The sequence below is a fragment of the Enterobacter cloacae complex sp. ECL411 genome, from assembly GCF_021869665.1.
GTDB classification, from domain to species: Bacteria; Pseudomonadota; Gammaproteobacteria; order Enterobacterales; family Enterobacteriaceae; genus Enterobacter; species Enterobacter intestinihominis.
On sequence record NZ_CP091486.1, the window covers coordinates 3,082,457 to 3,103,516 of the forward strand.

The 21,060-nt window shown below is 57.9% G+C and carries 15 protein-coding genes; 13 read left to right on the plus strand and 2 right to left on the minus strand.

All coding sequences use genetic code 11. The annotated features are described in order from the left end of the window. Positions 1-116 precede the first annotated feature (116 nt). From L3069_RS14695 to yegS, 10 genes are all read left to right on the plus strand, one after another. Positions 117-1,319, plus strand: coding sequence for an MdtA/MuxA family multidrug efflux RND transporter periplasmic adaptor subunit (locus L3069_RS14695; RefSeq protein WP_032623941.1), 1,203 nt, complete (start codon positions 117-119; stop codon positions 1,317-1,319). Then, positions 1,319-4,441, plus strand: coding sequence for an MdtB/MuxB family multidrug efflux RND transporter permease subunit (locus tag L3069_RS14700; RefSeq protein ID WP_063135751.1), 3,123 nt, complete (start codon positions 1,319-1,321; stop codon positions 4,439-4,441). The genes L3069_RS14695 and L3069_RS14700 overlap by 1 nt, the downstream gene beginning before the upstream one ends. Next, on the plus strand, positions 4,442-7,519 hold the full coding sequence (gene mdtC / locus L3069_RS14705; protein WP_022648648.1) for a multidrug efflux RND transporter permease subunit MdtC: 3,078 nt from the start codon (positions 4,442-4,444) through the stop codon (positions 7,517-7,519). Further along, positions 7,520-8,935 carry an MFS transporter gene (locus L3069_RS14710; protein WP_063135750.1) on the plus strand — a complete coding sequence of 472 codons (1,416 nt, stop codon included), beginning with the start codon at positions 7,520-7,522 and terminating at the stop codon, positions 8,933-8,935. It begins immediately after the preceding gene. Then, positions 8,932-10,335, plus strand: a complete 1,404-nt coding sequence (gene baeS / locus L3069_RS14715) for a two-component system sensor histidine kinase BaeS (RefSeq protein ID WP_100167822.1) — start codon at positions 8,932-8,934, stop codon at positions 10,333-10,335. Before L3069_RS14710 ends, baeS begins: the two co-directional genes overlap by 4 nt. Then, positions 10,332-11,054 carry a two-component system response regulator BaeR gene (gene baeR, locus L3069_RS14720; RefSeq protein ID WP_015572364.1) on the plus strand — a complete coding sequence of 241 codons (723 nt, stop codon included), beginning with the start codon at positions 10,332-10,334 and terminating at the stop codon, positions 11,052-11,054. The genes baeS and baeR overlap by 4 nt, the downstream gene beginning before the upstream one ends. Before the next feature lie 209 nt (positions 11,055-11,263). After that, a complete protein-coding gene (gene yegQ, locus L3069_RS14725) occupies positions 11,264-12,625 on the plus strand; it encodes a tRNA 5-hydroxyuridine modification protein YegQ (RefSeq protein WP_038416385.1) in 1,362 nt (453 codons plus the stop codon). 409 nt (positions 12,626-13,034) lie between these two features. Next, positions 13,035-14,000: a hypothetical protein gene (locus L3069_RS14730; RefSeq protein ID WP_038416386.1), complete on the plus strand. Its 966-nt coding sequence runs from the start codon at positions 13,035-13,037 to the stop codon at positions 13,998-14,000. A 7-nt stretch (positions 14,001-14,007) separates the two neighbouring features. Continuing rightward, a complete protein-coding gene (locus L3069_RS14735) occupies positions 14,008-14,613 on the plus strand; it encodes a hypothetical protein (protein ID WP_023306583.1) in 606 nt (201 codons plus the stop codon). 170 nt (positions 14,614-14,783) lie between these two features. Continuing rightward, complete coding sequence (yegS, locus tag L3069_RS14740; protein WP_038416387.1) at positions 14,784-15,683, plus strand: lipid kinase YegS; 900 nt, start codon at positions 14,784-14,786, stop codon at positions 15,681-15,683. Between the two features lie 88 nt (positions 15,684-15,771). Here the strand turns inward: yegS and fbaB are convergent, their stop codons facing one another. Further along, entirely contained in the window at positions 15,772-16,824 is a 1,053-nt protein-coding gene (fbaB, locus tag L3069_RS14745) for a class I fructose-bisphosphate aldolase (RefSeq protein ID WP_022648654.1), read from the minus strand. Between the two features lie 248 nt (positions 16,825-17,072). On the opposite strand from fbaB, the gene L3069_RS14750 reads away from it, so the two are divergent. From L3069_RS14750 to L3069_RS14760, 3 genes are read left to right on the plus strand one after another with little or no spacing between them, the layout of a single operon-like run. Further along, the gene (locus L3069_RS14750) at positions 17,073-18,350 is read left to right on the plus strand and encodes a nucleoside permease (RefSeq protein WP_022648655.1); all 1,278 of its coding nucleotides are present in this window, start codon (positions 17,073-17,075) and stop codon (positions 18,348-18,350) included. Then, entirely contained in the window at positions 18,347-19,351 is a 1,005-nt protein-coding gene (locus tag L3069_RS14755; protein WP_038416388.1) for an ADP-ribosylglycohydrolase family protein, read from the plus strand. The genes L3069_RS14750 and L3069_RS14755 overlap by 4 nt, the downstream gene beginning before the upstream one ends. After that, positions 19,348-20,301 (plus strand): PfkB family carbohydrate kinase, encoded by a 954-nt coding sequence (locus tag L3069_RS14760; RefSeq protein ID WP_023300563.1) that lies wholly within the window; start codon positions 19,348-19,350, stop codon positions 20,299-20,301. Before L3069_RS14755 ends, L3069_RS14760 begins: the two co-directional genes overlap by 4 nt. Here the strand turns inward: L3069_RS14760 and L3069_RS14765 are convergent. Further along, on the minus strand, positions 20,275-21,021 hold the full coding sequence (locus L3069_RS14765) for a GntR family transcriptional regulator (RefSeq protein WP_022648658.1): 747 nt from the start codon (positions 21,019-21,021) through the stop codon (positions 20,275-20,277). The genes L3069_RS14760 and L3069_RS14765 overlap by 27 nt on opposite strands. Positions 21,022-21,060: the final 39 nt, after the last annotated feature.

Here is a 21,060-nt window from a genome sequence, read left to right on the forward strand (position 1 = left end):
GCACCACACTCAGACCATTCCTGACAGTCTTCCATATTTCCTCCATTTTTCCGCTGTGTTACCTGACTAAACTAGTATCATTCCCCGAAAGTGTTTCAGGACGAGAACGTATAACGATGAAAGGCAGTAACAAATCCCGCTGGGCAATCGCCGTTGGTCTGATTGTGGTGGTCCTGGCCGCCGCCTGGTACTGGCACAGCCAGTCCGCGAACTCCACGGCACCTGCTGGCGCCAATAGCCCCTCACAACGTCCAACGGGCGGCGGGCGCCACGGTATGCGCGGCGCGGCGCTGGCACCGGTGCAGGCGGCAACGGCGGTGAATAAAGCGGTGCCTCGTTATCTCTCCGGGCTGGGAACCATCACCGCCGCCAACACCGTGACGGTACGTAGCCGCGTGGATGGTCAGCTGATGGCCATCCACTTCCAGGAAGGCCAGCAGGTGAAAGCCGGCGATCTGCTGGCGGAAATCGACCCAAGCCAGTTTAAGGTGGCCCTGGCGCAGGCGCAGGGGCAGCTCGCGAAAGACAAAGCCACCCTCGCCAATGCCCGCCGCGATTTAGCCCGCTATCAGCAGCTGGTAAAAACCAACCTCGTGTCGCGCCAGGAGCTGGATACCCAGCAGTCTCTGGTCAGTGAATCTCAGGGCACCATCAAGGCCGACGAAGCCGCGGTCGCCAGCGCCCAGCTCCAGCTCGACTGGAGCCGGATCACCGCGCCGATTGACGGCCGCGTGGGCCTGAAACAGGTTGATATCGGCAACCAAATCTCCAGCGGCGACACCACGGGCATCGTGGTGATCACCCAGACGCACCCTATCGATCTCGTCTTTACCCTGCCGGAAAGCGACATTGCGACGGTGATACAGGCGCAGAAGGCCGGAAAAGCGCTGGTGGTTGAAGCCTGGGATCGCACCAACAAGCAGAAGCTGAGCGAAGGTTCGCTGTTGAGCCTGGATAACCAGATCGATACCACCACCGGCACCATCAAGCTTAAAGCACGCTTCAACAATCAGGACGATGCCCTGTTCCCGAATCAGTTCGTCAATGCGCGAATGCTGGTCGCGACAGAAGAAAACGCCGTGGTGATCCCGACGGCGGCCCTGCAAATGGGCAGTGAAGGCAACTTTGTCTGGGTGCTGAACAGCGAAAACAAGGTCAGCAAACATCTGGTGAAAACCGGGATCCAGGACAGTCAGACGGTGGTGATCAGTGCCGGGCTGTCCGCTGGCGACCGCGTCGTAACCGACGGTATTGACCGTCTGACCGAAGGGGCGCAGGTCGAGGTGGTGGAAGCGCAGAATACAGGAGCAAAAGCCTGATGCAGGTGATGCCGCCGAGCTCTACAGGTGGGCCATCACGCCTGTTTATCTTACGTCCGGTTGCGACGACCCTGTTGATGGTGGCGATCCTGCTGGCCGGGATCATTGGCTACCGTTTTCTGCCCGTGTCGGCGCTGCCGGAAGTGGACTACCCGACCATTCAGGTTGTCACCCTCTATCCGGGCGCCAGTCCGGATGTGGTGACGTCCGCCATCACTGCCCCGCTGGAGCGTCAGTTTGGCCAGATGTCTGGCCTGAAGCAGATGTCCTCCCAGAGCTCCGGCGGCGCCTCGGTCGTCACGCTTCAGTTCCAGCTCACGCTGTCGCTGGACGTCGCCGAGCAGGAGGTGCAGGCCGCGATTAACGCTGCCACTAACCTGCTGCCGTCTGACCTGCCGAATCCACCGGTTTACAGCAAGGTCAACCCGGCGGATCCACCGATCATGACCCTTGCCGTCACCTCCTCGGCCATGCCGATGACGCAGGTGGAAGACATGGTTGAAACCCGTGTGGCGCAGAAGATTTCGCAGGTGACCGGCGTGGGACTGGTGACGCTGGCGGGCGGTCAACGCCCCGCCGTTCGCGTTAAGCTCAATGCCCAGGCCATTGCCGCGCTGGGGTTAACCAGCGAAACCATTCGCACCGCCATCAGCAGCGCCAACGTTAACTCAGCGAAGGGCTCGCTGGACGGCCCAACCCGTGCGGTCACGCTCTCTGCCAACGACCAGATGCAGTCCGCCGATGAGTACCGTCAGCTGATTGTGGCCTATCAAAACGGCGCGCCGATCCGCCTCGGCGACGTGGCAACCGTCGAACAAGGCGCTGAAAACAGCTGGCTCGGGGCGTGGGCCAATAAGCAGCAGGCGATTGTCATGAACGTTCAGCGCCAGCCGGGCGCGAACATTATTGATACCGCCGACAGCATTCGCACCATGCTGCCGCAGCTGGTGGAAAGCCTGCCAAAATCGGTGAGCGTGAAAGTGCTTTCTGACCGCACCACGAATATTCGCGCCTCGGTGTCAGACACCCAGTTCGAGCTGATGCTGGCGATTGCGCTGGTGGTGATGATCATCTACCTGTTCCTGCGCAACGTTCCGGCAACCATCATTCCCGCCGTCGCCGTGCCGCTCTCGCTGGTCGGGACGTTTGCGGTGATGGTGTTCCTCGACTTTTCGATTAATAACCTGACGCTGATGGCGCTCACCATCGCCACCGGGTTCGTGGTGGACGATGCCATCGTGGTCATCGAGAACATCTCGCGCTATATCGAAAAAGGTGAAAAGCCCTTAGCCGCCGCGCTGAAGGGCGCAGGAGAAATTGGCTTTACCATCATCTCGCTCACCTTCTCGCTGATTGCGGTGCTGATCCCGCTGCTGTTTATGGGCGATATCGTCGGGCGGCTGTTCCGCGAGTTTGCCGTGACGCTGGCGGTCGCCATTCTGATCTCTGCCGTGGTGTCGCTGACGCTGACGCCGATGATGTGCGCCCGCATGCTGAGCCACGAATCTTTGCGCAAGCAAAACCGCTTCTCGCGCGCCTCCGAGCGGATGTTCGAGCGCATTATCGCCGCCTACGGCCGCGTGCTGGCGAAAGTCCTGAATCATCCCTGGGCGACGCTCGGCGTGGCGCTCGGCACCCTGGCGCTCAGCGTGATGCTGTGGATTTTCATTCCGAAAGGCTTCTTCCCGATTCAGGACAACGGCATTATTCAGGGCACGCTTCAGGCGCCGCAGACGGTCTCCTTCGCCAACATGGCGCAGCGCCAGCAGCAGGTGTCTGAGATCATCATGAAAGATCCGGCGGTGGAAAGCCTGACTGCCTACGTGGGCGTGGACGGCACCAACCCGTCGCTCAACAGCGCGCGCCTGCAAATTAACCTTAAACCGCTCGATGACCGCGACGATCGCGTCAACGCGGTAATTGAGCGACTGCAAAGCGCGGTGGCGCGCGTGCCGGGCATTGAGCTGTATCTGCAACCGATCCAGGATTTAACCATTGATACGCAGGTGAGCCGCACGCAGTACCAGTTTACGCTCCAGGCCACCTCGCTTGATGCACTCAGCACCTGGGTGCCGCAGCTGGTGGATAAGCTGAAAGCACTGCCGCAGGTTTCTGACGTCAGCAGCGACTGGCAGGATAAAGGGCTGGCGGCGTACGTGAACGTCAACCGCGACACCGCCAGCCGTCTGGGCATTACCATGTCCGACGTGGATAACGCCCTGTATAACGCCTTTGGTCAGCGACTGATCTCCACCATTTACACCCAGGCCAACCAGTATCGCGTGGTGCTTGAACATAACACCGAGAACACGCCCGGGCTTGCCGCGCTGGACTCGATACGCCTGACCAGCAGAGACGGCGGGATTGTGCCGCTCAGCGCCATTGCCAGCGTGGAAGAGCGCCACACCCCGCTGTCGATTAACCATCTCGATCAGTTCCCGTCCACCACCATTTCGTTCAACGTGCCGGACGGGTATTCCCTGGGCGAAGCGGTGGAGGCCATTCTGGGCGCGGAGAAAGAACTCAGCTTCCCATCCGATATTCAAACCCAGTTCCAGGGCAGTACGCTGGCGTTCCAGGCCGCGCTGGGCAGCACCGTCTGGCTGATTGTCGCGGCGGTGGTGGCGATGTATATCGTGCTTGGCGTGCTGTATGAGAGTTTCATCCACCCGATCACCATCCTCTCCACCCTGCCGACGGCGGGCGTGGGGGCGCTGCTGGCGCTGATGCTGGCGGGGAGCGAACTGGACGTGATTGCGATAATTGGCATCATCCTGCTTATCGGCATCGTGAAGAAAAACGCCATCATGATGATCGACTTTGCGCTGGCCGCCGAGCGCGAGCAGGGTATGGCGCCGCGCGAGGCCATTTACCAGGCCTGTCTGCTGCGTTTTCGCCCGATCCTGATGACCACCCTCGCCGCCCTGCTGGGCGCGCTGCCGCTGATGCTGAGCACCGGCGTGGGGGCCGAACTGCGCCGTCCGCTGGGCATCGGCATGGTAGGCGGTCTGCTGGTGAGCCAGGTGCTGACGCTGTTTACCACGCCGGTTATCTACCTGCTGTTTGACCGTCTGGCCCTGTGGACAAAAAGCCGCTTCCCGAAACGTGAAGAGGAGGCGTAAGTGAAGTTTTTCGCCCTCTTCATTTACCGTCCGGTGGCGACGATTTTACTCTCCGTCGCTATCACCCTGTGCGGCGTGCTCGGCTTCCGGCTGCTGCCGGTGGCCCCGCTGCCGCAGGTCGATTTCCCGGTGATCATGGTCAGCGCCTCGCTGCCGGGCGCATCGCCGGAAACCATGGCCTCATCGGTGGCGACGCCGCTTGAGCGATCGCTTGGGCGGATTGCCGGGGTTAACGAGATGACCTCCAGCAGTTCGCTGGGCAGCACGCGCATCATTCTGGAATTTAACTTCGACCGGGATATCAACGGTGCGGCGCGCGACGTGCAGGCCGCGATTAACGCCGCCCAAAGCCTGCTGCCGAGCGGCATGCCGAGCCGTCCAACCTACCGCAAGGCCAACCCGTCCGATGCGCCGATCATGATCCTGACGCTTACGTCAGAGACCTACTCCCAGGGCGAGCTGTACGATTTTGCCTCCACCCAGCTGGCGCAAACCATCGCCCAGATTGACGGCGTGGGTGACGTGGACGTCGGCGGCAGCTCCTTGCCCGCCGTGCGCGTGGGGCTGAATCCGCAGGCGCTGTTTAATCAGGGCGTGTCGCTTGACGACGTGCGATCCGCTATCAGCAACGCCAACGTGCGTAAGCCGCAGGGTGCGATTGAGGACAGCAGCCACCGCTGGCAGATCCAGACCAACGACGAGCTGAAAACCGCCGCCGAGTATCAGCCGTTGATTATTCACTACAATAACGGCGCGGCGGTGCGCCTGAGCGACGTCGCCAGCGTCACCGATTCGGTGCAGGACGTGCGTAACGCCGGGATGACCAATGCCAAACCGGCGATTTTGCTGATGATCCGCAAGCTGCCGGAAGCCAACATCATTCAGACGGTGAACAGCATCCGCGCGCGGCTGCCGGAGCTTCAGGAAACCATTCCGGCGGCCATCGATCTCCAGATTGCGCAGGACCGCTCCCCCACCATCCGCGCCTCGCTTGAAGAGGTAGAGCAAACGCTGATCATCTCTGTCGCGCTGGTAATTCTGGTGGTGTTCCTGTTCCTGCGCTCGGGGCGCGCCACGCTGATCCCGGCGGTAGCGGTCCCGGTATCGCTGATAGGCACCTTTGCCGCCATGTACCTGTGCGGGTTTAGCCTTAACAACCTGTCGCTGATGGCGCTGACGATTGCCACCGGGTTTGTGGTGGATGATGCCATCGTGGTGCTGGAGAATATCTCTCGTCATCTGGAAGCGGGCATGAAGCCGCTCCAGGCGGCGCTTCAGGGGACGCGCGAAGTGGGCTTCACGGTCCTGTCCATGAGCCTGTCGCTGGTGGCGGTGTTCCTGCCGCTGCTGCTGATGGGCGGCCTGCCGGGGCGACTGCTGCGCGAATTTGCCGTCACGCTCTCCGTCGCCATTGGTATCTCACTGGTGATTTCGCTGACGCTAACGCCGATGATGTGCGGCTGGATGCTAAAGCGCAGCCAACCACACTCACAGCCGCGCAGGAAAGGCTTTGGCCACGTCCTGATGGCGATGCAGTCCGGCTACGGCAAATCGCTGAAATGGGTGCTGAACCACACGCGTATTGTCGGGCTGGTGCTTATCGCCACCATCGGGCTCAACGTCTGGATGTATATCACCATCCCGAAAACCTTCTTCCCGGAGCAGGATACCGGCGTGCTGATGGGCGGTATTCAGGCAGACCAGAGCATTTCGTTCCAGGCGATGCGCGGCAAGCTTCAGGACTTTATGAAAATCATCCGGGAAGATCCGGCCGTAGACAACGTTACCGGCTTTACCGGCGGCTCGCGCGTTAACAGCGGGATGATGTTTATTACCCTTAAGCCGCGCGGTGAACGTCACGAAACGGCGCAGCAGATCATTGACCGCTTGCGGGTGAAGCTCGCCAAAGAGCCGGGGGCGAACCTGTTTTTGATGGCCGTTCAGGATATCCGCGTCGGCGGACGACAGGCTAACGCCAGCTATCAGTACACCCTGCTCTCGGATGACTTAGCCGCCCTGCGCGAGTGGGAGCCGAAGATCCGTAAAGCGCTGGCCGCGCTGCCGCAGCTGGCGGACGTGAACTCCGACAGCCAGAACAACGGCGCGGAGATGGCGCTCACCTACGATCGTGAAACTATGGCCCGCCTGGGCATTAACGTGGAGGCGGCCAACAGCCTGCTTAACAACGCCTTCGGGCAGCGTGAAGTCTCCACCATCTATCAGCCGATGAACCAGTACAAGGTGGTAATGGAAGTCGATCCGCGCTACACCCAGGACATCAGCGCGCTGGACAAGATGTTTGTGATCAATGATGACGGCAAGGCGATCCCGCTGTCGTACTTCGCCAGCTGGCAGCCGTCGAACGCGCCGCTGTCGGTGAACCACCAGGGGCTTTCCGCCGCCTCGACCGTGTCGTTTAACCTGCCAACCGGCTCGTCGCTGTCTGAGGCCAGCGATGCCATTAACCGCGCCATGACCCAGCTTGGGGTGCCCTCCTCCGTGCGCGGCAGCTTTGCCGGTACGGCGCAGGTGTTCCAGGACACCATGAACTCGCAGGTCATTTTGATCCTGGCGGCCATTGCCACGGTGTACATCGTGCTGGGCGTGCTGTACGAAAGCTACGTGCATCCGTTGACCATTCTCTCCACGCTTCCCTCTGCGGGCGTGGGGGCGCTGCTGGCGCTGGAGCTGTTCGGTGCTCCATTCAGCCTCATCGCGCTCATTGGGATCATGCTATTAATAGGAATTGTGAAGAAAAACGCGATTATGATGGTCGACTTTGCCCTGGATGCCCAGCGTAACGGCAACCTGACGCCGGACGAGGCGATATTCCAGGCCTGTCTGCTGCGTTTTCGCCCGATCATGATGACTACGCTGGCCGCGCTGTTCGGCGCACTGCCGCTGGTCATATCCGGCGGTGACGGCTCTGAACTGCGCCAGCCGCTGGGGATCACGATCGTTGGCGGCCTGGTGATGAGCCAGTTGCTGACGCTCTACACCACGCCGGTAGTCTATCTGTTCTTTGACCGCCTGCGGCTGCGTTTTTCGCGTAAAAAGAGAACCACGGTGACCGAGTAAATGACCGACCTACCCAGTAACGTTCGCTGGCAATTGTGGATCGTCGCGTTCGGCTTCTTTATGCAGTCGCTGGACACGACCATCGTGAACACAGCCCTCCCCTCAATGGCGAAAAGCCTGGGGGAGAGCCCGCTGCACATGCATATGGTGATTGTCGCCTACGTGCTGACGGTCGCCGTGATGCTGCCCGCCAGCGGCTGGCTGGCGGATAAAGTGGGCGTACGGAACATCTTCTTCACCGCCATTGTGCTGTTTACCACCGGCTCGCTGTTTTGCGCCCAGGCCAATACCCTCGACCAGCTGGTGATGGCGCGCGTGCTACAGGGCGTCGGCGGCGCGATGATGGTGCCCGTCGGGCGGTTAACGGTGATGAAAATTGTTCCGCGCGCGCAGTATATGGCGGCGATGACCTTCGTCACCCTGCCCGCTCAGGTCGGCCCGCTGCTGGGCCCGGCGCTGGGCGGTATTCTGGTGGAGTATGCCTCCTGGCACTGGATCTTCCTGATCAACCTGCCGGTCGGTATTATCGGCGCGATTGCCACCCTGACGCTGATGCCGAACTATAAAATGCAGACCCGGCGCTTTGATTTCCTTGGCTTCATCCTGCTGGCAGCTGGCATGGCGACGCTCACTCTGGCGCTCGACGGACAAAAAGGGCTGGGGATCTCCTCCCTGTCGCTCGCCCTGCTGGTAGCGCTGGGTGTCACCGCCATTCTCTGGTATCTGTGGCATGCCAGAGGCAACGCTAACGCGCTGTTTAGCCTGAACCTGTTCAAGAATCCCACCTACCGTCTTGGTCTGTTCGGCAGCTTTGCCGGACGCATCGGCAGCGGCATGTTGCCGTTTATGACGCCGGTATTTTTACAGATTGGGATGGGCTTCTCGCCGTTCCATGCCGGGCTGATGATGATCCCGATGGTGCTCGGCAGCATGGGGATGAAGCGTATTGTGGTGCAGGTGGTAAACCGCTTTGGCTATCGCCGGGTGCTAGTGGCCGCCACGCTCGGGCTGGCGCTGGTTAGTCTGCTGTTTATGACCGTGGCGCTGCTGGGCTGGTACTACATCCTGCCGCTGGTGCTGTTCTGCCAGGGGATCATCAACTCCATGCGCTTCTCGTCGATGAACACCCTGACGCTGAAAGATCTGCCGGACGAACTGGCGAGCAGCGGTAACAGCCTGCTGTCGATGATCATGCAGCTCTCTATGAGCGTGGGGGTCACGGTCGCCGGATTGCTGCTCGGCATGTACGGTCAGCACCATCTCAGCGCCGACACCCCCGTCGCGCATCAGGTCTTTTTATACACTTACCTCAGCATGGCGGTAATTATCGCCCTGCCCGCTTTTATCTTTGCCAGAGTACCGAATGACACGACCAAAAACGTTGTGATCCGACGCGGCAAAAGGAGTGCACCATGAAATTCTGGCGTCCGGGGATCACCGGTAAGCTTTTTGTGGCGATTTTCGCTACCTGTATCGTCCTGCTGATTACCATGCACTGGGCGGTGCGGGTCAGCTTTGAGCGCGGCTTTATTGACTACATCAAGCACGGTAACGAACAGCGCTTACAGGGCTTAAGCGACGCGCTGGGGGAACAGTATAGCCTGCACGGTAACTGGCGTTTTCTGCGCAATAACGATCGTTTTATATTTCAAATTCTGCGCTCGCTGGAGCACGATAATGACGACGACCGCCCGGGGCCGGGCATGCCGCCGCACGGCTGGCGCACCCAGTTCTGGGTGATCGATCAGGAGATGCACGTGCTCGTTGGCCCGCGCTCGCCGGTACCGCCGGACGGTACAAAGCGCGCCATTACCTCGAACGGCGCCACGGTGGGCTGGGTTATTGCCTCGCCGGTCGAGCGGCTGACGCGCAACACCGACATCAACTTTGACCGCCAGCAGCGCCAGACCAGTTGGCTGATTGTCGCGCTTTCTACCCTGCTTGCGGCGCTCGCCACCTTCCCGCTGGCGCGCGGCCTGCTGGCGCCGGTTAAACGCCTGGTGGAAGGCACGCATAAGCTGGCGGCGGGTGATTTCTCGACCCGCGTGGACACCCGCAGTCAGGATGAACTGGGCAAGCTGGCGCAGGACTTCAACCAGCTCGCCAGCACGCTGGAGAAAAACCAGCAGATGCGCCGCGACTTTATGGCCGACATTTCGCACGAGCTGCGCACCCCACTGGCGGTGCTGCGCGGTGAGCTGGAGGCGATTCAGGACGGCTTGCGGCAGTTCACCCCCGAATCCGTGGCCTCGCTACAGGCGGAAGTCGGCACGCTGACCAAGCTGGTGGACGATCTGCATCAGCTTTCCATGTCCGATGAAGGCGCCCTGGCCTACCAGAAAGCCCCAATCGACGTGATCAATATCCTTGAAGTCGTGACCGGCGCGTTCCGCGAACGCTTCGCCAGCCGTGACCTGAAAATCAACCTCTCGCTGCCTGACAGCGCGGTGGTATTCGGTGACAGAGATCGCCTGATGCAGCTGTTCATTAATCTGCTGGAGAACAGCCTCCGCTACACCGACGGCGGCGGCGGGTTGCATATTTCCGGCAGGCAGGAAAACGGGCGCTTTGCCCTGACCTTTGCGGACTCCGCCCCTGGCGTGAAGGATGCGCAGCTGGAAAAACTGTTCGAGCGCTTCTATCGCACCGAAGGTTCACGCAACCGCGCCAGCGGGGGCTCCGGCCTTGGGCTGGCGATTTGCGTAAACATTGTGGAGGCGCATGGTGGCACCATCCGCGCCGCCCATTCGCCTTTTGGCGGGGTTAGCATTACAGTAGAGTTACCTCTGGAACGGGATTTATCGAGGGAAGCATGACCGAGTTACCGATTGACGACAACACACCGCGTATTTTGATCGTGGAAGACGAGCCTAAACTTGGGCAACTGCTGATCGACTATTTACGTGCCGCGAGCTATGCGCCAACGCTTATCAGCCACGGCGACCAGGTGCTGCCCTACGTGCGCCAGACGCCGCCGGATCTGATCCTGCTGGATCTGATGCTGCCGGGTACTGACGGCCTGACCCTGTGCCGGGAAATTCGTCGTTTCTCCGATGTGCCCATCGTGATGGTGACGGCCAAAATCGAAGAGATCGACCGTCTGCTGGGGCTCGAAATCGGCGCTGACGATTACATCTGCAAGCCTTACAGCCCGCGGGAGGTGGTCGCTCGCGTGAAAACCATCCTCCGCCGCTGCAAGCCGCAGCGTGAATTGCAGGTGCTGGATGCACAAAGCCCGCTGATCGTCGACGAAAGCCGCTTCCAGGCGAGCTGGCGCAGCAAACTATTGGATCTCACCCCCGCAGAGTTCCGCCTGCTGAAAACCCTCTCCCACGAGCCGGGAAAAGTGTTTTCCCGCGAACAGCTGCTCAACCATCTGTATGACGATTACCGCGTGGTGACCGACCGCACCATCGACAGCCACATCAAAAACCTGCGCCGCAAGCTGGAGGCGCTGGACGCCGACCAGTCGTTTATTCGCGCGGTGTACGGCGTGGGGTATCGCTGGGAAGCGGATGCGTGCAGGATTGCCTGACAACATTCTCCCCTCACCCTGCCCTCTCCCCAGGGGGGAGAGGGTGTTTTAGTCCCCTCTCCCCCCTGGGGAGAGGGTTAGGGTGAGGGGTCCGGGCTTTACCTCCCCGCCCCGCAGCGCTACAATGCCCGCCCTTAAAGTGGGGGATCTCCCCTTACCGCTGCACCTGGTGCACGCGGATCTGACCTGTCATCAGAACGAGAACAAACATGTTTAAACCGGAACTCCTTTCCCCGGCGGGAACGCTGCAAAATATGCGTTACGCTTTCGCCTATGGCGCCGACGCCGTCTACGCGGGCCAGCCGCGCTATTCGCTGCGCGTGCGTAACAACGAATTCAACCACGAGAATCTTCAGCTCGGCATCAATGAAGCGCATGCCCTGGGCAAAAAATTCTACGTGGTGGTGAACATCGCGCCGCACAACGCCAAGCTGAAAACGTTCATTCGTGACCTGAAGCCGGTCGTGGAGATGGGGCCGGACGCGCTGATCATGTCAGACCCGGGTTTAATCATGCTGGTTCGGGAGAACTTCCCTGATATGGACATTCACCTCTCGGTGCAGGCTAACGCCGTCAACTGGGCAACGGTGAAATTCTGGAAACAGATGGGGCTGACCCGCGTCATTCTGTCTCGCGAGCTGTCTCTCGAAGAGATCGAAGAGATCCGCACCCAGGTGCCGGATATGGAGATCGAAATCTTCGTTCACGGCGCGCTGTGCATGGCCTACTCCGGCCGCTGCCTGCTCTCTGGCTATATCAACAAGCGTGACCCGAACCAGGGCACCTGCACCAACGCCTGCCGCTGGGAATATAACGTTCAGGAAGGCAAAGAGGATGACATCGGTAACATCGTGCATAAACACGAGCCGATCCCGGTCACCAACGTTGAGCCAACGCTGGGTATCGGCGCGCCTACCGACAGCGTGTTTATGATCGAAGAAGCCAAACGTCCGGGTGAGTACATGACCGCCTTCGAAGACGAGCACGGCACCTACATCATGAACTCGAAGGATCTGCGCGCCATCGCGCACGTGGAGCGTTTAACCCAGATGGGCGTGCACTCCCTGAAAATCGAAGGCCGCACCAAGTCCTATTACTACTGCGCTCGTACCGCGCAGGTGTATCGCAAAGCCATCGACGATGCCGCCGCCGGTAAACCGTTCGACACCAGCCTGCTGGAAACGCTGGAAGGTCTGGCGCATCGCGGTTATACCGAGGGTTTCCTGCGTCGACATACCCACGACGACTACCAGAACTACGAGCATGGCTATTCGATTTCCGAACGCCAGCAGTTTGTAGGCGACTTCACCGGCGAGCGTAAAGGCCCGCTGGCCGCCGTCGCCGTAAAAAACAAATTCACTAAAGGCGACAGCCTGGAGCTGATGACACCGCAGGGCAACATGAACTTCCGCCTGGAGCATCTGGAAAACAAAAAAGGTGAGGCGATTGAGGTCGCACCTGGCGACGGCCATGTGGTCTGGCTGCCGGTTCCTGAAGAAGTAGAGCTGGAGTTTGCGCTGCTGATGCGCAATTTTGAAGGTGAAAATACCCGTAATCCACACGGCAAATAGTCAATCAACGGGATTTTTTCACGCTGGGATAATTCTTAGAATCGGATCACATACCGCTTCGTTCAATACGGGTATTATCCCCCCGCTGAAAAACATAACCCATAAATGCTAGCTGTACCAGGAACCACCTCCTTAGCCTGCGTAATCTCCCTTACGCGGGCTTATTTTTTTTGTTAACTCCTGAAATTTTTCCCCCTGATAAATATGGCGTTGCATTGACCCGGGAAAGGTTTGTGTCAGCATTAGGCGTATCATCTAAGCAAGTCGAACGAACAAAGGATCCTAATCACATTTTTAATGGATTTGAGAGGGATGAACACTATTCGGAACATTCCTAATTTTAAGTGTTAACAGGACCTTTACTCTTGATTTATTAACAGTCAACGTTTCACACGGACGGAGAGATGAAGTGACATTCACAGGACAACTTTCAAAGGATCTTCCAGATTACGAACTCGCACGCAGTCTTGGTCTTGCCTCTGGCGGCGATATAAATTTCACAGCACTTGCAGGTCAACTTGACTGCAGCAGAAATTTTAGCCAGGCCGGGATTATCTACTCAGACAGTACACGTCAGTGGCTAGTACGGCCATCAAGAAGGATTGCGACACCAAACGAAAGCTCGGTTAGTCATGTAGTCATAACCAAAGTAAATGCCTCACAAGTTAACCCCGTTCACGCAACAACGGCTACGATTCAGTCCCCTTCCCTGGCGACTGAAATTGGTTCAACGGCAATTTCCTGCGGAGCCGCAATTCTTACTGTTGTACTTGCGGCAGGGGCCGGTATGGCTATACCTCTCACTGCAGGGTCTTCCGGTGCTATAGCCGCTGTGATTTTAGCCGGTGGTGTAGCAACTGGAATTCAATGTGCAAATGGGCTTGGCCGACTATCGTTGATTGCTATGAATCACGATGACTACGTTGCGTGGATGGACTCCCAGGAGTGGTATACAGCAACCAACACAGCCCTGGATGCGATTTCTCTTGCCGGGGCTGCTGCGGGTTTAAAAAGCGCTGCATTAACATATCGCCTTCTTAACCGTTCATCGTCTGAGAGTTTGCTCTCCTTATTACAAAAAATGAGCCGGGCCGACCGTACGCGATTAACAGAGGAGATTATTCGTATCCGCAATCCCGGCATCTCGAATTCAGGTGTAAAAGCAGCAATGAAGGCAGGCGTGTATCCCAAACGTTATCCGTCAGAAGCGTTGCAGTTGCTCTTACAGCGTGAGTTGCTGAATACCATTTCAAATTCTTCTGCCTTCGTTGGAAGTGCCATCTCAGGAAATATCAGAAATCCACAGAATGTTGCACAAACGGGTAAATACATTTTTGGTTTAATTCAGTCTTTTTCATTTACAGGAAGTTATTGACCCGTCCATGATGAAATACATTAAAGATAGCCTTGCATTAAGTGCTTTGGTTAAAAGTAAAATGGCGACCGATGATCCCAACCAGCTTGAAACATTAAAAGAACAGTTAAAAGATCGGTTCGGCGTTCCTGTGGGCGTCCATATGACAGGAATTCCTTTGGCAGTGAGCACGTTACTGGCTATTTTTTGCTACGCCATGCTGCAAGTGTCCCTCTGGTTGTTGCTGTTTCGCTGGCTCGGCTTACCCGAATTTAAGGTTATGATGGGAGTATTCATTGCAGCGATTGTGTATTGTCTGGTAGTGATGAGCACGATGTTTCTGACTACACGAGGTTCTTTACCTGGATATAAACTGCATATTTTCGTCATTACGCTGACAGGCATAATGAGCATCATTTATTTCATCTGGACGGGGATTTCGCTTTTATTCGGCCCTGTTGAGAACTACACACCGCAAATAACCTCTTTGCTGGGGCTGGGATGTTTCTTTCTGAACATTATGTGGATGAATTCATCGATTTTTTACCGCTCCATTGCGCTAACGCTACATAATCGGGTCTGGCGTAAGCAGCTCAAAATCGAGGCAAGGCCAATGTCACACCTCAAACGTTGACCACAATAGTCAATTGAGCGGCAGTAGTATGCATTGTAAGCGCTACGGGGTTCTTTAGTCGATTTCAAAGCCCTTACGCGGGCTTATTTTTTGCCTTTCATCCTGTTCTTACCCGCTTTTTCCCTCTCTGGGATACACTCTTTCTATAGCTAAAAAAGGGAGCAACCCGGATGGCAACCTATCCAGACAGTTTATTAATTCTTAACGGCAAGAGTGCAGGCAACGATCTGCTGCGCCAGGCGATTACCGAATTGCGTGAAGACGGAGCATGCATACACGTGCGGGTGACGTTTGAAAAAGGCGATGCGGCGCGCTACATCGACGAGGGCATCAGGTTAGGTGTTCAGACCATCATTTCCGGCGGCGGCGACGGAACGATCAACGAGATCGCCGGTGCGCTCATTGACCTCAACGCCGCAGCGCGCCCGGCGATGGGGATTTTACCGCTCGGTACCGCCAACGATTTTGCCACCAGCGCCGGTATTCCGGAGGATGTAGGCAAAGCGCTACAGCTGGCCATTCTCGGTAAGGCTACCGCCGTCGATATTGCTCAGGTGAATGAAAAAACCTGCTTTATCAATATGGCGACGGGCGGTTTCGGCACGCGCATTACCAGCGAAACGCCGGAAAAACTGAAGGCCGCGCTGGGCGGCGTTTCGTATCTCATCCATGGTCTGATGCGCATGGACACGCTCAGGCCCGACAGCTGTGAGATCCAAGGTGAAAACTTCCACTGGCAGGGCGACGCGCTGGTGATTGGTATCGGCAACGGGCGTCAGGCAGGCGGCGGACAGCAGCTTTGCCCGGAAGCGCTGATTAATGACGGTCAATTACAGCTGCGTATTTTTACCGGCGACGGGCTGCTGCCGGCGCTGTTTACGACGCTGACGCAGCCAGAGGAGAGCCCCAATATCATCGACGGGAAATCCGCGTGGTTTGAAGTGATCGCCCCACACGGCATGACCTTTAACCTCGACGGAGAGCCGCTCAGCGGCGAGCGATTCCGCATCGAAGTTTTGCCCGGCGCGTTGCAGTGCCGGTTGCCGCCGGACTGTCAGCTTTTGCGCTGATGTGTTGCCGGGTGGCGGCCCTCTTCCCGTATGCACTGAAGAGTCCCCTCTCCCCGTTGGGGAGAGGGTTAGGGTGAGGGGAAAAGACTTAAGCGATCGTGACCTTACTGTCCAGATAGACGTCCTGAACCGCGTTGATCAGCTTCACGCCGTCGGCCATAGATTTTTTGAACGCCTTACGGCCGAGGATCAGCCCCATGCCGCCCGCGCGTTTGTTAATCACCGCCGTGCGCACCGCATCGGTCAGGTCGGTTTCACCGCCTGCCGCACCGCCGGAGTTAATCAGCCCGGCGCGGCCCATATAGCAGTTCGCCAGCTGGTAGCGCACCAGATCGATCGGGTTGTCGCTGGTCAGCTTGCTGTAGACGCGGTCGTCGGTATAGCCAAAGTTCACCGCTTTATAGCCGCCGTTATTCTCGGCCATTTTCTGCTTCACGATGTCCGCGCCGATGGTCGCCGCAAGGTGGTTTGCCTGACCGGTCAGATCCGCAGACACGTGGTAATCCACACCGTCTTTTTTGAACGAGCCGTTACGCAGATAGGCCCACAGCACGGTTACCATACCCAGCTCGTGGGCGCGCTCGAACGCCGCGGAGATCTCTTCTATCTGACGACGCGACTGTTCAGAACCGAAATAGATGGTTGCCCCGACCGCCACCGCACCCATATTGAACGCCTGCTCGACGCTGGCGTAGAGCGTCTGGTCGTATTCGGTTGGGTAGCTCAGGGTTTCGTTGTGGTTCAGCTTAACGAGGAACGGAATGCGGTGGGCATAGCGACGCGACACGGAGGCCAGCACGCCGTAGGTGGAGGCCACGCAGTTACAGCCCGCCTCAATCGCCAGCTCGACGATATTTTTCGGATCAAAATAGAGCGGGTTCGCGGCAAACGATGCCCCCGCAGAGTGTTCAACGCCCTGGTCAACGGGCAGAATAGAGAGGTACCCGGTTCCGCCCAGGCGGCCGGTATTATAAAGCGTCTGCATGTTTCGCAGTACGGCAGGAGGACGGTTGTTGTCGACCATGACGCGGTCTACGTAATCATGGCCAGGCAGATAAAGCTGGTCGGCTGGAATGGTCATACAACGATGCTGTAAAAGGCTGTCGGCGTCTTTGCCAAGCAGCTGCGCAATATCAGTCATAGTGATGCTCCCGTATGTCCGACATGATGTCGGAGCGTGTGATCCAAGCCCACGTTTTTGCAGGCAGACTAAGCCTGGTACCGACTTAACCTATTTTCCACCATTTGCAACTTTTTTAAGCACAATCTGCTGGCTCGTTTCATGTACAACATTTTTGTTACACTGATCAAACAATCGCCTTAAAGGTATTTAAAAGGTATTATCACATGGTATGTTACATGCGTACCTCTGACATGCAGGATTAAAAAATGAAAACGAAAGTCCAACTGTCATTCATGATGTTTGTTGAATGGTTTATCTGGGGCGCGTGGTTTGTGCCGCTGTGGCTGTGGCTGAGCAAGAGCGGGTTTACCGCCGGGGAAATTGGCTGGTCCTATGCCTGTACCGCTATTGCCGCGATCCTCTCTCCTATCCTGGTCGGCTCGCTGACCGACCGTTTCTTTGCCGCCCAGAAAGTGCTGGCCGTGCTGATGTTCGCTGGCGCGATTCTGATGTATTTCGCAGCACAGCAAACCCAGTTCAGCACCTTCTTCCCGCTGTTACTGGCCTACTCCCTGACCTATATGCCGACCATCGCGCTGACGAACAGCATCGCTTTTGCGAACGTCGATGACGTGGAGGCTGATTTCCCGCGCATCCGCGTGATGGGCACCATCGGCTGGATTGCCTCCGGCCTGGCGTGCGGCTTCCTGCCGCAGATGATGGGCTATAGCGACATCTCTGACACCAATATCCCGCTGCTGATGACCGCTGCCAGCTCCCTTCTGCTCGGCGTCTTCGCACTTTTCCTGCCGAATACCCCGCCGAAGAGCACCGGCAAGCTGGATATCAAAGTGATGCTGGGGCTGGATGCGCTGATCCTGCTGCGCGATAAAAACTTCCTGGTGTTCTTCTTCTGCTCATTCCTGTTCGCCATGCCGCTGGCTTTCTACTACATCTTTGCCAACGGCTATCTCACCGAAGTGGGGATGAAAAACGCCACCGGCTGGATGACCCTCGGCCAGTTCTCTGAAATCTTCTTCATGCTCGCTCTGCCGTTCTTTACCAAACGCTTTGGTATTAAGAAGGTCTTGCTGCTGGGGCTGATCACCGCCGCCATTCGCTACGGCTTCTTTGTTTACGGCGGCGCCGAACAATACTTCACCTACGCCCTGCTGTTCCTCGGCATTCTGCTGCACGGCGTAAGCTATGACTTCTATTACGTCACCGCGTACATCTACGTGGATAAAAAAGCGCCCGTGCATATGCGCAACGCGGCGCAGGGCTTGATCACGCTGTGCTGTCAGGGCTTTGGTAGCCTGCTGGGTTACCGTCTCGGCGGCGTGATGATGGAAAAAATGTTCGCCTATAAAGAGCCGGTGAATGGGCTGACCTTCAACTGGGCCGGAATGTGGACGTTTGGTGCAATCATGATTGTAGTGATTGCCGTGCTGTTTATGCTGTTTTTCCGCGAATCGGATAAAGAGATCACCGCAATTGAGGTGGTTGATGGCGATACCGCGCTGACACGAGGGGAAGTTAAATGAAACAAGACCGTATTCTCGGTGCTCTTTACGGGCAGGCGTTAGGGGATGCGATGGGGATGCCGTCTGAACTGTGGCCGCGCAAGCGGGTGAAAGCGCACTTCGGCTGGATCGACCGTTTCTTACCCGGCCCGGCTGAGAATAATGCCGCCTGCTACTTTAATCAGGCCGAATTTACGGATGATACGTCGATGGCGCTGTGCCTGGCCGACGCGATTATCGAATGCCACGGGGAAATTAATCCTGACGTTATCGGTAAGCATATTCTGGACTGGGCGCTGGATTTTGACGCGTTCAATAAGAATGTGCTCGGCCCGACCTCCAAAATTGCCCTGAACGCCATCCGTGACGGCAAGCCGGTGAGCGAGCTGGAAAATAACGGCGTCACCAACGGGGCGGCGATGCGCGCCTCCCCGCTGGGATGCCTGCTACCGGCCACGCGTCTGGCACATTTTGTTGAACAGGTTGCGTTAGCCTCCAGCCCGACCCATAAATCGGATCTCGCCATCGCCGGTGCGGTGGTGATCGCGTGGGCGGTTTCACGCGCTATCGACGGCGAGCGCTGGCAGAACATCGCCGATGCCCTGCCGGGTATTGCCCGTGCGGCGCAGGAGGCGAACACCACCACCTTCAGCGCATCGCTTTCCGCTCGTATTGAGCTGGCCCTGAAAACCGTGCGCGAAGCCAACGGTACGGAGACCGCCAGCGAGCAGATCTATCAGCTTATTGGCGCGGGCACGAGCACACTGGAGTCCGTACCGGCGGCGATTGCGATGGTCGAACTTGCGGGCACCGATCCGAACCGCTGCGCGGTGTTATGCGCTAACCTGGGCGGTGATACGGACACTATCGGCGCGATGGCAACGGCCATCTGTGGCGCGCTGCACGGTGTACAGGCCATTGATCCGGCGCTTAAAAGCGAACTTGATGCCGTAAACCAGCTTGATTTCGGACGCTACTGCGAAAAACTGCTGCACTTCCGGGAGCAAAGGGAGGGCGTATGAGTGCTTTTGCCCGCCGTCTCGAAACCCTTCACGCTACGCGCCCCGTAACGGTGCTCGGCGCGGCGGTCATCGACGTGATTGCCGACGCCTACGCCCTGCCCTGGCGCGGGTGTGATATCGAGCTGAAGCAACAGGGAGTGAATATTGGCGGCTGCGCGCTGAATATCGCCATCGCCCTCAAGCGGCTCGGCATTGCAGCGCAAAACGCGCTTCCCGTTGGCCACGGCGTGTGGGCCGATATTATCCGTAATGCCATGGCGAAGCAGGATCTGCACAGCGCCGTGGAAGCGGAAACGGGCGATAACGGCTGGTGCCTGGCGCTGGTGGAGCCTGACGGTGAACGGACCTTCATGTCGTTTAGCGGTGTGGAGAATCAGTGGCAGCAACGCTGGCTGGACGGGTTAAGCGTGCCGGAGAAAAGCCTGGTCTATTTGTCCGGCTACCAGCTGGCGTCGCCCAGCGGCGAGCTGCTGACGGCCTGGGTGGAACGTCTTCAGGATGTGACGCTCTTTATCGATTTCGGTCCGCGCATCGCGGATATTCCCGACCCGCTGATGGCGCGGATTATGGCCCGTAAACCGGTTGTCTCGCTCAATCGGCAGGAGGCGGAACTTGCCGCCGAATGGCTTGGCGTGAACGTGGAACAGCTCGGCACTCAGTGGCAGCAACGGTTTGGCGCTGCGCTAATCGTACGCCATGATAAAGACGGGGCGGTCTGGTACGACGGTGACGCTTCCGGACACGTTCCGGCGTTTCCTGCTACCGTGGTCGATACCATCGGCGCCGGTGACAGCCATGCGGGAGGTACCCTTGCCGGGCTGGCTGCGGGATGGTCACTGCCAGAGTCGGTACAGCTTGGCAATGCCGTGGCCGCCTGGGTAGTCAGCCATCGCGGTGGAGACTGCGCCCCCACGCGCGAGGCCCTACTCCTCGCACACAAAGACGTATAGGTCGCTGCGGCAGTAGCTGATGCTGTACTCAATTGGCCGCTGCTGTTGATCGAGCGCGACTTGCTTGATCACCAGCACCGGTATCTTATCGTCCATCTTGATATGCGCCTGAAACTCGCTGTCCGGCATCCGGGCGCTGACGCGGGAACGGGTGCGCTGCGGAAAGATATTCTGGCTGCGGAAGTAATCATAAAGCGAGACGCCAATGTCGTCCGGGTTGGGAATTAATCCTACCGGTACCCAGGACTCCTCTATCGATACCGCATCGTCATCCACGTAACGGATGCGCTTAAGCAAAAACACATCGCTTTCCGGCGCAAGGGAAAGATGGCGGGCGATCTCTTCCGGGCACTTCACGATGCGTTTATTGACCCACAGGGTGTTGGGCGTTTTGCCACGCAGCACCACCTGCTGAGAAAAGCCGCGCGCCTCTTTCAGCGAATATTCAAAGATATTGTTGATTTGCGTCCCGTATCCACGCGCGCGGGTAACGACGCCAGCCTCTTCCAGCGCCTGCATGGCTTTACGCACCGTAATACGCGACACTCCGGCCAGCTGGCTCAGATCGCGCTCGCCGGGCAAAATATTACCGTGCGCGAGCACACCGCTGCGCACCGCGTTCTTGACCGTTTCGGCAAATTTCAGATACAGCGGCGTGTTGTCCGGTGCGGCAATTCGTTCCTTGAGTTGAGCAATTAACCGGGTATGCGCTTGTTCCATCTCTGTTTTTCTCTGGCATGAGTTTCATGCCAGTATACG

Coding starts and splice junctions, on each gene's coding strand:
- fbaB (WP_022648654.1), bottom strand. CDS start 16,824: ATGACTGATATTGCGCAGCTGCTTGGCAAAGACGCCGACAGCCTTTTA.
- L3069_RS14710 (WP_063135750.1), top strand. CDS start 7,520: ATGACCGACCTACCCAGTAACGTTCGCTGGCAATTGTGGATCGTCGCG.
- L3069_RS14695 (WP_032623941.1), top strand. CDS start 117: ATGAAAGGCAGTAACAAATCCCGCTGGGCAATCGCCGTTGGTCTGATT.
- L3069_RS14700 (WP_063135751.1), top strand. CDS start 1,319: ATGCAGGTGATGCCGCCGAGCTCTACAGGTGGGCCATCACGCCTGTTT.
- baeR (WP_015572364.1), top strand. CDS start 10,332: ATGACCGAGTTACCGATTGACGACAACACACCGCGTATTTTGATCGTG.
- L3069_RS14755 (WP_038416388.1), top strand. CDS start 18,347: ATGAAACAAGACCGTATTCTCGGTGCTCTTTACGGGCAGGCGTTAGGG.
- L3069_RS14760 (WP_023300563.1), top strand. CDS start 19,348: ATGAGTGCTTTTGCCCGCCGTCTCGAAACCCTTCACGCTACGCGCCCC.
- yegS (WP_038416387.1), top strand. CDS start 14,784: ATGGCAACCTATCCAGACAGTTTATTAATTCTTAACGGCAAGAGTGCA.
- L3069_RS14735 (WP_023306583.1), top strand. CDS start 14,008: ATGATGAAATACATTAAAGATAGCCTTGCATTAAGTGCTTTGGTTAAA.
- L3069_RS14765 (WP_022648658.1), bottom strand. CDS start 21,021: ATGGAACAAGCGCATACCCGGTTAATTGCTCAACTCAAGGAACGAATT.
- L3069_RS14750 (WP_022648655.1), top strand. CDS start 17,073: ATGAAAACGAAAGTCCAACTGTCATTCATGATGTTTGTTGAATGGTTT.
- baeS (WP_100167822.1), top strand. CDS start 8,932: ATGAAATTCTGGCGTCCGGGGATCACCGGTAAGCTTTTTGTGGCGATT.
- yegQ (WP_038416385.1), top strand. CDS start 11,264: ATGTTTAAACCGGAACTCCTTTCCCCGGCGGGAACGCTGCAAAATATG.